The sequence below is a fragment of the Mesotoga sp. Brook.08.YT.4.2.5.2. genome (genome assembly GCF_003351125.1).
In the GTDB taxonomy this organism is placed as follows: domain Bacteria; phylum Thermotogota; class Thermotogae; order Petrotogales; family Kosmotogaceae; genus Mesotoga.
The window spans coordinates 118,606-131,193 of record NZ_JPGZ01000040.1 but is presented as its reverse complement, the minus strand read 5'-3'; the positions used below and the strand labels follow the sequence as shown (position 1 = coordinate 131,193).

General features: G+C 43.7%; 9 protein-coding genes. 1 reads left to right on the top strand and 8 read right to left on the bottom strand.

The features are described 5' to 3' along the window. Window positions 1-15: 15 nt before the first annotated feature. The gene (locus tag Q502_RS10870) at window positions 16-1,305 is read right to left on the bottom strand and encodes a hypothetical protein (protein ID WP_099829858.1); all 1,290 of its coding nucleotides are present in this window, start codon (window positions 1,303-1,305) and stop codon (window positions 16-18) included. 142 nt (window positions 1,306-1,447) lie between these two features. Next, the gene (locus Q502_RS10865; RefSeq protein WP_099829857.1) at window positions 1,448-2,032 is read right to left on the bottom strand and encodes a hypothetical protein; all 585 of its coding nucleotides are present in this window, start codon (window positions 2,030-2,032) and stop codon (window positions 1,448-1,450) included. A gap of 141 nt (window positions 2,033-2,173) precedes the next feature. Here Q502_RS10865 and abc-f point away from each other — a divergent pair, with 141 nt between their 5' ends. Next, a complete protein-coding gene (gene abc-f / locus Q502_RS10860; RefSeq protein ID WP_099829856.1) occupies window positions 2,174-3,991 on the top strand; it encodes a ribosomal protection-like ABC-F family protein in 1,818 nt (605 codons plus the stop codon). On the opposite strand, the gene Q502_RS10855 is transcribed toward abc-f, so the two are convergent. The 6 genes from Q502_RS10855 to Q502_RS10830 form a co-directional block, all read right to left on the bottom strand. Then, complete coding sequence (locus Q502_RS10855; RefSeq protein ID WP_099829855.1) at window positions 3,986-4,420, bottom strand: hypothetical protein; 435 nt, start codon at window positions 4,418-4,420, stop codon at window positions 3,986-3,988. The genes abc-f and Q502_RS10855 overlap by 6 nt on opposite strands. A gap of 200 nt (window positions 4,421-4,620) precedes the next feature. Beyond that, window positions 4,621-5,823, bottom strand: a complete 1,203-nt coding sequence (locus Q502_RS10850; RefSeq protein WP_243392328.1) for an ATP-utilizing protein — start codon at window positions 5,821-5,823, stop codon at window positions 4,621-4,623. Window positions 5,824-6,278: 455 nt separating this feature from the next. Beyond that, window positions 6,279-7,931, bottom strand: coding sequence for a phosphoenolpyruvate carboxykinase (ATP) (locus Q502_RS10845; RefSeq protein ID WP_099829853.1), 1,653 nt, complete (start codon window positions 7,929-7,931; stop codon window positions 6,279-6,281). A gap of 811 nt (window positions 7,932-8,742) precedes the next feature. Then, window positions 8,743-9,981 carry a peptidase T gene (pepT, locus tag Q502_RS10840; RefSeq protein ID WP_099829852.1) on the bottom strand — a complete coding sequence of 413 codons (1,239 nt, stop codon included), beginning with the start codon at window positions 9,979-9,981 and terminating at the stop codon, window positions 8,743-8,745. Window positions 9,982-10,082: 101 nt separating this feature from the next. After that, on the bottom strand, window positions 10,083-11,324 hold the full coding sequence (locus Q502_RS10835; protein WP_243392317.1) for an MFS transporter: 1,242 nt from the start codon (window positions 11,322-11,324) through the stop codon (window positions 10,083-10,085). 392 nt (window positions 11,325-11,716) lie between these two features. Further along, entirely contained in the window at window positions 11,717-12,577 is an 861-nt protein-coding gene (locus tag Q502_RS10830; RefSeq protein ID WP_099829851.1) for a DegV family protein, read from the bottom strand. Window positions 12,578-12,588: the final 11 nt, after the last annotated feature.

The following is a 12,588-nucleotide window of genomic DNA, read 5'->3' as shown; positions in this document are numbered from 1 at the left end:
TTATCCCATAGCCGGCTAGATCTTGGTTAGCCTTTCAGACTGTATCATTGCACACTTTTCGATTGCTGCAAGCTTTATCTCTTGTTCTTCAAAAGCCTCTGCAATAGCATGATAATGGTTGTAAGCCATTTTCCAGTATAGTGAAGCCCTGTCGGGTTCACGTTCGGTTTTTGCGATCTTTTCGAGAGTCATTCCCTTAACAAGCCAGAGAGACACATCATCGCCTCTCAACCTTAAGCCCTTTTCAAAGATTTCAAGAGCCTTATGATGTTCTTCAAGACGGTCTCGGAGCAAAACCCCCAGTTTCCTTATATAAACAAGCTTATCTTCCGGTAGTTGGAGAATCTCTATAAGTCTTTCGTAATCCCTGGCGAGCTCCTCAAGGTCTTCTCTGCTCGCATTTCTGTTTTTGGATCTTGATTCAGAGACCGAAATTCTTTTCTTGATCAATTCAATATCATTTGATTCATCTGAGCAAATCTCGTTAACACTTTCTGGAACAGATTTATCCAGAAGCCTAATCTTTTCAAGCAGAGCTTTCTTGTCTTCAAATCGATCTATCCTTGATAGGATTTGATCAAGCCTGATAAGAAACGACGCTTCGTTTCCTTTAAAAGAATACCCACAGCCATCAAACCTTTCGACTATTCTCTCAGCGATTTCACGCAAATCCTCCTCTGAAGACGTGACGAGACCATACATTATAGAAAGTTCCAGATACAGAAGCTCATCTCTTATAGTCAGTTCACTGGAGACTACGATGCGCTTGAGAATAGCTAGCTGATCCTCTCTCGAAATCTCTCCCACTTCTGCAATCGTGTTCATGTACATCTCCTTAATCTTGGAAAGCCTCTCTCGACTTGCAGAAGCAACGGTCATTTCAATATTCTGGAGAGCAACCTCCACAAAAAAGACTCTTCGAGAAATCCTGTAGCAAGCAGTTGCCAAATCTATGGCTAGATCAGGCTCCTTGCTGAAGAAGAATCTCATAACTCTTTCCCATAGTTTCTCATCGAATTCTCCGGCAAGTCTGATCAAAGATCTGGTTGCAGCTGTTCTCATAGGTCTATCAAACTTTTTGAAGATGGCCGAGAAGTCTTCAAACGACTCATCGCTTGTGATAAGTCTTAGTCTCTCAACCGCAGCTTCAAAAGCACCTTCTATATCTCCGATTTCTACTTTCATGTTCATCAGTTCAGCGAGAAGTCTGTTCCTCTCTTCGTCCCCTTGTGATCTCTCTATTCTTCTCTCTATCTTTGACATCTTCCTATCTTTTATTCTTCGACTGATCTTCTTCAAGAACATCATATCCTCCAACAATAACTGAATAAAATCGCTTCTATAAAAGGATACCAGAAAATGAGATCCTGATAACATGAAAGATTCTCACAAAGGCTCCTCATTATGGGTATTCCGCTAACGAATTCTTTACGATGGGTTACCTATGCTACACGGAAGCAGACGAAATAGCCACATCGAGAATCAGATCAATCAAAGATCTACTCCATTCAATTCTGTAACCCCAGATCGTTCTTTGCAGATAGTAAACCCTCGCACCGCTGAACTCCGTGAAAACGTTTTTCTCGGAGGATCCAGGGATGAATATGAGGCAATAACTATCTGGATCGTCCTGCAACTCGTACAGTTCAAGAAAACTACTGTACTCAGGATCATCTTGAGTATATAGCGATCCGGACAATCCTTCTATGAACCAGTCGCCGGATCGATGCGCGTACTGGATGTAGTGACGCTGCATCAAAGGCCAATCTTTTTGGAAATCAAACACCAGACTCTTCATGTCACCCTCAAGCTCAACTATCGCCAGCTCTCTCAGGAACGCGATTTCCCTCTCATTGAGACCTGCCTTAGAACCGGCTTCCTGCTGCTGACGAATTTGAGCGGTGTAATCAAGCATAGCCCTTTCATACTGAATAAAAACTTGGCTGGGACTTCTGAAGAAATTGAAGCCCCAAATATACGATATTGCCAGAAAAGCCGTTACGACAACGAGAAAAGGTAACCAGAGTTTCAAATCAATACACCACCCGGTTTCACCGCATATTCAAAGATAACACAAGTCTCTGTAGCATAATCGCCCAGAAACAGCTCAAACTTCAAAACAGCCGGAGATGTTGTATCATTATGACTGACAAAGAACAAGAAGGGAAGCTATATGCTGTTAACTCTTAGCAAAGTGGGACATGATTATGGTCAGGACTTCCTGTTTGATGAAGTCTCAACCTCAATAGACAAGAGAGACAAGATTATCCTTCTCGGTAAGAACGGAAGCGGAAAATCCACCCTAATGAGAATCATAGCAGGAGAGCTTTCTCCAACTGAAGGAGAGGTTTTCCATTCGTCAAACGTAAAGATTGGTTATCAGATTCAGAGCAGAATTCCCGATGAGAAAATGACGCTTATGGAGTACTACCTGCAAGACAAATCAAATGTTCCTCTGGATACGGAAGAGTTTTATTCTTATGATAGAAGAGTGAGAAGCATTTTGGTAGGTTTGGAATTCTACGAAGAAGATTGGGAAAGACATTTGGAAACCTTCAGCGGAGGAGAACTCACAAGAATATCACTTGGAAAGCTCTTTCTTGTCGACCACGATATTCTCTTGCTAGACGAGCCAACTAATCATCTGGATCTTGAATCAACGGAGTGGTTGGTTGATTTCCTGAAGAGCTATAAAGGTGCGCTCCTGGTTGTCACTCACGATAGGTATCTGATAAGGAATGTTGGAAACAGATTCTGGGAGCTGAATGGAGGATCTCTCTGGGATTTCGCCGGAACATATGACAAATATCAGTCTGACAGAGAGATCATGGTTAAGAGTGGATTGAGGACACGAGAGAACCTTTCAAGAGAAATTGATAGGCTGGATGCAGTTGCAAAAAGATACAGACTTTGGGGTCAAGAGAAGTTCATAAAACAAGCAGTTAATAAGGAGAGGCAAAGAGATAGACTCAAGGATCAGCTTGAAACTATAGATCTTCCAGACGAGGAAATCAGGCCAACTAAGTTCAGACTCCCTCAGCCAGACAGAACCGGCTACTCAGTTTTGAAGATCGAAGGACTGTCGTTCGGATTTGGAAGCAAGAAACTTTTCAACGGCGCCTCTGCAGAAGTGCACAGGAGGGACAAGATTGGACTTTTGGGCCCCAATGGAAGTGGGAAGACAACCTTGCTGAGGATAATAACTGAGAATCTTGAGGAGCACGTTGGGCAAATAACTTGGGGTCATAATGTTCGCTGGGGCTACCTGTCGCAGCTTACTGAAGATCTGAACCCATCTAATGATGTGATAAGCGAGATTTGGCAATTGATGCGGGGGCAGCCGGATTACGAAGTGCGGAAGTACATTGGAAGATTCGGTTTCCCGGGCGATGATGTGTTCAAACCAGTTCCATCTTTGAGTGGAGGAGAGAGAACAAAGCTAGCACTGGCAAAACTTATTCTATCGAAACCAAACGTTCTAGTGATGGACGAGCCTACAAACAACCTAGATATCTGGTCTATTGAGAGCCTTGAAGAGGTTCTGAAAGAGTATGAGGGTTGCATAATCCTAGTGTCACATGACAGAGAATTCGTACAGAACGTATGTGATCACTTCCTGATGATAGATGGGAAGAAGTTAAAGGCGGTATCTTCTGTTGAAGAATACCTTAGAAGGAACCAGAGAAACATCGATTCTACGGGCAACGAATATGCGAGGCTAACCTTTCAGGAGCGGCGCAGACTATCCAACAAGAAAAAGTCAGTCCTTGAAAGACTTCAGCAGTTGGAAGTTGAAGAGAACGAACTATCAAGGAAGTTGGAAACGGCACAGCTAAAGATGGGCCTTTTCTCAACAGATTACGAAAAACTTCAAGACCTTTATACTGGCATAGAGAGAATTGAATCAAGACTTCTAGAAATACTCCAGGAAAGAGAAATGCTGGATGATGAACTTGACAGGCTCTCTGAAACTCTTGATGAGACCTCATAACATCAAGAACGCGATGGAAACCGCTGACAATAATATGCAAAGATCTGAGTATATCAGATATCTATGAAAACTCTTCTTGTCGACCTCTACCATCGACCTGGGATCACTGGCCCCCTTTATTATCAACCGATCTGCCTTGTACCAAAAGAGCGCGGCAGAGGCGATTGAACCGAAGAAGACCAAACTCCACATAATCGACAGTGAACTGATCAGTATGATAGATAAGGCAGTGCCAACAATCACAAACAAAGTAGCCACTGCCGGTATTCTAATAGTCTCCCAAAAAGAGTAAAGATAACCCTGTACTCTGGCTTCAGTTCTAGGATCTCGCAGAGGTGTCATGAAGATTGAGACTAGTAGTCCACCACCCGCCAAGAGAACATAAGAAAGCACAAACACCGTCTTGTTAAAACCTTCGAACACTCCCATGCTTATCACTCCAAAAAACCTGCTAGCTGGATCTTCTTGCTGAAAACAACAAACAAGTGCATCTGGAAAAGGGATACTTTTCAAGCCTGTTCTACAAAAATCATTATAGCAGATATTGGAATAACGATGATCCAGGGTTCCTTCCTACCAGCAAATCGAGAAGAAGGACTGGACAAAGGGCTCTCTTCATCGATCAAAGGTCAAACGGCTTTCCTCACTTCATTCGAGTCCGCCTCTTCACAGAGGCTCTCTATATCACAGGTTGCTCCCAGAGAAAAACTCTTAGTCTGGCCACCCTTAAGAGGCCCAAGAATCGCTGTGTAAAGCATTGACATTAGCATCACAAAGAACGGTGCCGGATCACGGATGTCCCATGAGTCGTCTCTCAGTCTCTTTCTGTTCTTGAAGAAGGCTTTCATTTTACCAAACTTTCCTTTGAACAGCACGCTGAAGAACCAGCCTATTTCCAATGCAGTTGTATAAGTGCCATTACCCACTTCTGGCGACATAATCTGCTCGGCTCTGTTCTCGGTCACCAAGTCCATATATGCCTTTACCATATCTACTCCCGAACAATATGCCACCAAGAGTCCGGGACTCATCCTCGGATTAACATCAACCAGATAATACTCGTCTCTTTCCTTATCATAGAGAAAATCCGTTGATATGAATCCCGAGTAATTGAGGTTGCCGACGATTTTCTCAACGTCTCTCAAGACCGAATCACATTCAATGGAGATCCTGCAAGTTCCTATCCCTCCGGATTCCGGATACTCTCTTACATTCTTGTAGATAACATTTCCTATCATTTTACCATTGTAGGCGAACCCAGTAGTACATATTTGTTGAGGCGGCTTCCACTCCTGAACAAGAAATCTCTTTCCATCTAGCGCTTTCGATATCTTCTCGAACTCTTTGGAAGAACTTACTCTCACTATTCCTTCGGCGGACCTTTGATTACGCGGTTTCACTATAAGCGGGAACGAACTGCCGTTAGGCTCAAATTCCCCAAGCAATGCTGTTCTAGGAACACATATTCCAAGTGACCTCGCGTAATCTGTCATAGTGAATTTGTCATGAAGAAGCTTGATGTGATCGTATGAAGGCACCAGAACTTTGACCCGACCCTCAAAAAGATGCAGGTACTTGCTTATAACAAAGCCCTCCTCAAACGTCGGGCATATCACATCTATCTTCATTTTATCTGTCTTTTCCAGAATCTCGTTGATAAATCCTTCGCTATCATCGCTGACCGATGGATAGACGAACTTCCCCTTTAAGTACCTCGAATAAAGGCCCCCACTGAACTTACTGCTATCCGCAGCAAAAACATCATGCCCATTTTTAGCCAGAAGTCTGATAGCATTGATCGCATACCACATTCTCGCGCCAGTAATTAACACCCTCAAAGTAAGAAACCTCCCGTGGACGATTAGCAAAACAAGGTAATTACAATCATACTATGCTAAGAACGTAACAATTACATTATTCAAGGTGTTTCACTAATAACGCTTCCTGAATTCTCCTGGCTCAGTACTGGCAATTTGATGAAAGACTGTGGAGTTATCGGAGACCTAAATATGTAAATTTGCACATCCATTTACATAATAAAGACGGTTTGATTTCTTTAAAAATAAGTTGTATAATCTCTTTGAGTGGTTGACGGTTAACTTCATTTATTATGTATTCACAATGAACTCGTTCACATAACAAAGTTAGCCGCAATCCGGACAACTCCTCGTTTCGTAGCAATTCCCCCTTCGATTCCTGACGCCAGTCAGGAATCCTTTTTATTTATCTCTATGATTCGAATAAGGTAAAAAGAGCCGCCTTCTGGCGGCTCCACTAACAGACAAGACTATTTTAATCTCTCAACAAGTGAATAAATCGATTCTGCTGCCTCAGCAGGCAGCTTGTCAAAACCTCCTCTTTCAATTTCTCTGGATCGAAGAAAGTTCAGTCTGTCAACCAATCTATCTCTTATCAGCTTCTTATAACTCTCGTCAGTAAGATCGGGGATGAATCCTTTAATCTTCATCGTCTCCAGTTCAGTGAACGGACCCCAGGGAACAAACTCGGCCCGCCTCTCCACTATCAACTCAAGAATCTGAAGAGTAAGGTCTTTTGGAACTTTCAGATCACGGAAGTATCCTGTGTTGAAAATGTAACAATCGATGCTTCTACTTGTGAACAGCTCGAGATAACGGTCAAAATCAGCAGAAAGGGGGTAGGTTCTGAAGGGATTAGCGTATGGTTCGATTACCAATGCATTGGGATCCACGCCTGGCGCAAGGCGTTCAGCAGAGGTTCTCTTCGTCGCAAGGGTAGCTCCCATGGTTGATGCAAGAACGGGATCAACAACTCTAACCACAGGGGGAATCGAAGGATCCTTCATTAGCCATACTATCGAATCTACCGGCTCGTCAAATCTGTCTACTCTGTTGGGTGACCATAGCTTCGACTTGATTGCACGACCATTTCCATTCCTTATATCCTCGGTCACGATGACTATTCTCCCCTCATCATCTTGAGTAGCTCCGACATTTTGAACAGATAGAAGATACTTATTGTCTTCACTGCTCAAGGGATAATCAGAGGTCTTATCGAAATACGAAGGCTCTAGCGCCACAGAGGAACCGTCTGAAGAGGAAATGACAAAAGCATCGTCATGAAGAACAGTTACATCATACTTACCGCCATGCTTGGCATGCGTTAATGTCGATTTCCCCGAACCTGAGAGTCCGAAGAACCCGACCACGAATTTTCTGTCCTGAAGATTGTATCTCTTCTGACCGCCATGGCAAGCTGCAAATCCGCGCCTGTTGGCACAACCCCAGGCAAGGGTTAGAGTACCTTTCTTGAATTCGCCAAAGTACCTCATTCCAAGAACTGCCGCGCAATTATGTTCTGGATCAAAGAACGATAGTCCCAGCGGATGATCCGGATGTTGCCATTCCGGGTCGGAGAATACGAAAATATCTCCCTCACCTTCGAATCCTTCAGAGGTCTCGTACATCCCATTATAGAATTCGTTTATTGGCTGGAAGTTCAGTAGCCAGTTATAGATAAGATTCTCGTGAGCTTCTGGAACAAGAAGATGGGCCTTGACCATGAAGTTTTCAGCTAATCCTATATAGGCCTGTGCATGATACATTTTCCTACTTCTTGTATTGTAGATTGCCTCCCGAATCTTTGCCCCGTATTCCGCTTCATCTACTCCTGGCTCCCCCAAGATTCTCCGGGCAGTAGCACACCTGCCTGTTACGGCGCCATCGTTGAAAAGCAGAACTCGCGAGTCACACTCAAGTCCGACCTTCTCGGGTTTGAAGACATGAAGATCCGTCACAATTGTACCAGGAGAGTCCTTAGCCAGTTTATAGGCTTCACTTGGGGAAGAAACCGGAATCACGTTATTCCCGTAGAAAGCAGTTTCGATCGTTACTCTAGCCATTGAAAATAGGGGGTTATTCTTTCCTATCTCACCCCTGATGAATCTGGAACTGGTTGACATTTTTCACCTCCATAGACCATGAGAAAATCGGCCGATTCCTCGGCAAAGGTATTTCCTTAGCAACAACTAGAAGGATTCGCAAAGTCCTGGTTGACTGTGCGAATCACGATTAATCTTGCATCATTGTGCATGAATGGGGTATATTGAGGAAGACTCGAACACAAAAATGATGTACAGTTATAATGGGAAAAGGTAGTCAATTATTGATCACGAGTTCCGTACCTACCGGCTTCTCTTTGAAGACAGATTACACAATTCCTGAATCGCTCATGAGAAACTCGTTGCTCTTGCTCTAGTCGCCACTCGCTTGAGCAGATCAGTGGAATTCATCTCTATGTTATCTAGCGTTTTCCGGTAGTCTCTCCATATAATTCGCACCGGTACATCGGCGAATCTGTCTTCTCACATCCGAGGGGATCCCCTCTTAATGTTATTGGTGAACCCTATGTTTCCGATTCTAATCTATCTTCAGAAGGAGCCCCTGGTACCAGAGAGTATTTTACATTCATTTCCATCCTTTTAGCGCCAGTTCTCAACTTAGGAAGTCAAGTTTGAGACTTAGAGTCAAGACTATAAGGAAGTACAGAGCTTGACAGACCGATTAGTGGAGATTGTTCCTGCCAATACTTTACTAAGACAGGTAAAGAGTTTTCGAAGAGACCATGCGGCCTGTTATTTCCTGAGAGAAAAAAAGGCATGACTTAATCCCATCTTTAGTTATCCACGACATTTCGTCCAAAACAAAGCCGCTTCTCACTGTCTTGTGGAACAATCGCTCGTTTGTTAGAAATATCAAATACTGAACACTTCTTCAACTATCCAGATTTTCTCTTCTAGAAAACACCTCTGCAATCTTCACAATTACCATAACGGCCTTTTCCATCGAGCTTACCGGGATATACTCGTATCTTCCGTGAAAATTATGACCTCCGGTGAAGATGTTCGGTGTTGGGAGACCCATGAAAGAGAGACGCGCGCCATCGGTGCCCCCTCTCACTGGTGAAATCCTTGGTCGAATTGAAAGACTCTCCATAGCTCTTTCTGCAATTTCAACAAGGAACATCTTTTCTTCGATTTTCTCTTTCATATTGTAATACGAGTCTCTTGTCTGCAAAGTCACCGTATCATCGCCGTATTTCGAATTCAAGAAGACCGCGATTTCCTTAATCATTTTCTTCTTTCGTTCGAACTTCTCCATATTGTGCTCCCTAATGATGTACTTCAGAATTGTCTCTTCCACTGAACCTTTTATACTGAGCAGATGGAAGAAGCCTTCTCTACCTTCCGTTGCCGCAGGTACTTCACTTGAAGGCAGCAGATCGTTGAACTCGCATGCTATCAGTATCGAGTTCTTCATCTTACCTTTTGCACTTCCAGGATGAATGTTCCTGCCTTTTACAACAACTTCGGTATTTGCGGCGTTGAACGTTTCGTACTGGATTTCGCCCAAAGCCCCTCCGTCAATTGTGTAAGCATAGTCTGCCCCGAATTTCTCTACATTGAAGTACTCGGTTCCCCTTCCCACTTCCTCGTCAGGAGTAAATCCTAGTCGGATTTCGCCATGCTTGATCTCTGGGTTTGAAATGAGGTACTCTATTGCGGAAAGAATCTCCGCAATTCCTGCTTTGTCGTCTGCTCCTAGCAGAGTAGTTCCGTCTGTCACGATCAGCCTTTCACCAACATACTCTTCGAGCTCAGGAAAGAGCCGGGGATCGATGAAAATATCCTTATCTTTGTTAATGACTATCTTGCCTCCTTCATAATCAACAATTGAAGGCTTGATATCTTTGCCGCTCACATCTGGGCTCGTGTCCATATGGGCTATGAATCCCAAAACCGGAAGTCCATCACCAGCATTTGACGGCAAAGTCGCCATCACGTATCCGTGGTCATCCAATGTCACTCCTTTCAGACCCATTTCCTCCATCTCCGTTTTGAGAATATGAGCAAGATCAAGCTGACTGGCAGTTGATGGAAACGAATCTGATTCAAAACTTGAGGTAGTCTCTACAGATACATACCTTAGGAACCGTTCAATCACTCTTTCCATTTCTTCTCTCCTTCCGTTGTTTAGCCTTGTTCTTATGTATTAGTACTTCGATAAGCTCTCTAGGTCTTGCCGCAAGTCGATTAGCTAACACTGCAGCCGAATTAAAAACCATTCCCGACACAGAGACCACCTTTCTCGTCTTGACTCCCTTCAAGAAAATCAAAGAGACGCTTCAGAACAAAAGTAACGAAGAACAGGATCTGGATGCCGAAAAACCTGTGTCCGCCAACCATCCAAGTGAACCTGTTCAGATATGCAGCGAAAAATCCTCCCACCAGGGAGCCAACAAGAGCCGAGGCACCGTTGGTGAATGAAAGCAAAGCATAGTAAGACTGGGCATCAACCCCGCTAAGCAAGTCGAGCCTTGTGGTGAATAAACAGAGGTTTATGGCGCTCCATGAAGCGGTCCCGATAAAAGCGTCAATATACAACAGATAGACCGTCCCGTTGTCCATAAACAACCACAGGATTGTCCTGAGGAAAGCCCCAAGAACCCCGAACTCAAGGACCTCCTGATTCCCGATTTTGTCAGCGATCTTTCCCCACAACAAGTAAAACAGTATTGTTAGGAGTGAACTGAAGACACTCAGTATACTAAGAAATGAGTAATCCAGTTTCATGTTGACTAGCTCATGATAAGCGAAAAAGGGCGAGGTAATAGCTATTGAGAAGCTCCAGAAGGAGTAGAATCTCAAATACGGCTTGAACCTTATGTCTTTAGTGACGGCCCTGAACAAACCTCGACCATGACTTATTTCGTGGGGAGGATCGTTATGAAACCCCAAGAGCACGAGGCTGACTAATGCACTTGCCACTCCAAAAGCAGTGATCAGAATGAAACCCATTCTTCCGGGCACCGAATCAAGGATAAAGGCGTAGAACAACGTTATAAACATATTCGTGAAAGTGAATATCACGTTTCTCATGCTCAAGAATCTAGCAGCACCTTTTAACGGCGCCACATCTCTTATAATCGAAACCCAATAGTTTCCGGTAAGACTCGCCGCAAGCGAGAAGAAGGCAAGAATAGTCAGCAGAAGTGACTGCCTGTTTATTCCAAGAGCAAGCGCGATAGGGATAAAAGCCGTAGACAGCCTGCTTGCGAAAGCGCAGATCATCATCGCCCGCTTTCGGCTCTTGACAATTCTCAAGAAGGATGGAGCCAGCAGCTGAATGAACTGGGAAACCGAAGGAAGAACGCCAATCAAGGCTATCGCCGGTTCAGATGCCCCAAATTCGAGTGCAAGCCCTGTACCAAGAAAACCCTGAGTTATCAAGAAGAACCCATTGTATATTGCACCCTCAAAAACCGAGAGAATCCTAGTCTGCCGATTCTTATCCAATCAATACATCTCCGGACGACGTAGAGTAATACAAACAGTGCTACTGCTTATTATCGCAATTTACTGGCAAAACAACTACAAGAGAGATCACTTTGTCTACTAGAAAATCTTTGGAAGACACGCGAAGATGCCTATTAACTAAATGTTTACAAACTAAAAGCCGATAATTCCACTCTACTATCTTGACAAACCCGATCAATTTGGGTACAATTAATTCAAACAGATAAGAACCCTTGCAACCTCAAAAGCTCAACCGGTCATTAAAAAAGACAAAGCACCTAAAAGTTATATGCAAGTCCGCATTACCCCCCATATTGTTGAATGGACGTGCATGTTGAAACCCCCTGGAATATCCCGACTTTTAAGCCGCCAATTGGCGGCTTTCTTTTTTACTACTCAATAATCGCTGCAACACCTATGAGACCAGGGCCTGTATGACACACAAGAGACTGAGAAATTTGACCTGTTATCACATCATCTATTCCTGCAGCCTTAATCTCTTCTATTACCATTCGAAAGAATTCCATTGTCTTTTCACTCTTATCTGAAGTATATGCGGCAATGTTCAGAAGCCTCTTGCCTTCAATGAAGTTCAAGAGATTCTTCACAGAAGCTCTGACGGCTCTCTTCATGCCTCTCTCTTTTGAAACACTGTGATAGACTCCATCTTCTCCAACGGTTATTACGGGTTTCAGGTCAAGAATATCACCTATAGTTGCAGTAACTTTTCCTATTCGTCCTCCAGCCTTTAGAAACTTCAGAACAGGTATGCAGAAAAAAACCTTAGATTTCTTTACAGAAGCGTGAATTTCGCTCACAACCTTTTCAAAGGCAATACCACTCTTAATCATATCTATCCCCTTCATAGCGAGCAGCCCCGAGCCAATCGAAATATTCTTTGAGTCGACTACCTCGACCTTCACATCGGAGTGCTTTTCGGAGAAGTCTCTGACAAAAGTCTTCACTTGACCAAGCGTTCCGCTCAGACCGCTGGATATTCCAATATAAAGCATCTCCTTGAATCCCTTTTCATAAAGGCTGTCAAAAGCCTCACCGATTTCCGACGGTCTTGGAAGAGATGTCTTGGGAAACTTATCTTCCATATAGTGAAGCAGATCGGGTGTGGATATGTCGATGTTGTCTCTGTACTCCTTACCATCCAGAATTATCTTCAAAGGTACAACTCTAACGTTATCTCTTGCTTTCATCTGTTCAGGAAGATCACAACCTGAATCGACAATAACTCCAATCATCTGGCAAACCC

What these genes read in the sequence shown, in the direction of transcription:
- Q502_RS10870 (WP_099829858.1), bottom strand. Translation starts at nt 1,305, where the DNA reads ATGTTCTTGAAGAAGATCAGTCGAAGAATAAAAGATAGGAAGATGTCA.
- abc-f (WP_099829856.1), top strand. Translation starts at nt 2,174, where the DNA reads ATGCTGTTAACTCTTAGCAAAGTGGGACATGATTATGGTCAGGACTTC.
- Q502_RS10855 (WP_099829855.1), bottom strand. Translation starts at nt 4,420, where the DNA reads ATGGGAGTGTTCGAAGGTTTTAACAAGACGGTGTTTGTGCTTTCTTAT.
- Q502_RS10845 (WP_099829853.1), bottom strand. Translation starts at nt 7,931, where the DNA reads ATGTCAACCAGTTCCAGATTCATCAGGGGTGAGATAGGAAAGAATAAC.
- pepT (WP_099829852.1), bottom strand. Translation starts at nt 9,981, where the DNA reads ATGGAAAGAGTGATTGAACGGTTCCTAAGGTATGTATCTGTAGAGACT.
- Q502_RS10830 (WP_099829851.1), bottom strand. Translation starts at nt 12,577, where the DNA reads ATGATTGGAGTTATTGTCGATTCAGGTTGTGATCTTCCTGAACAGATG.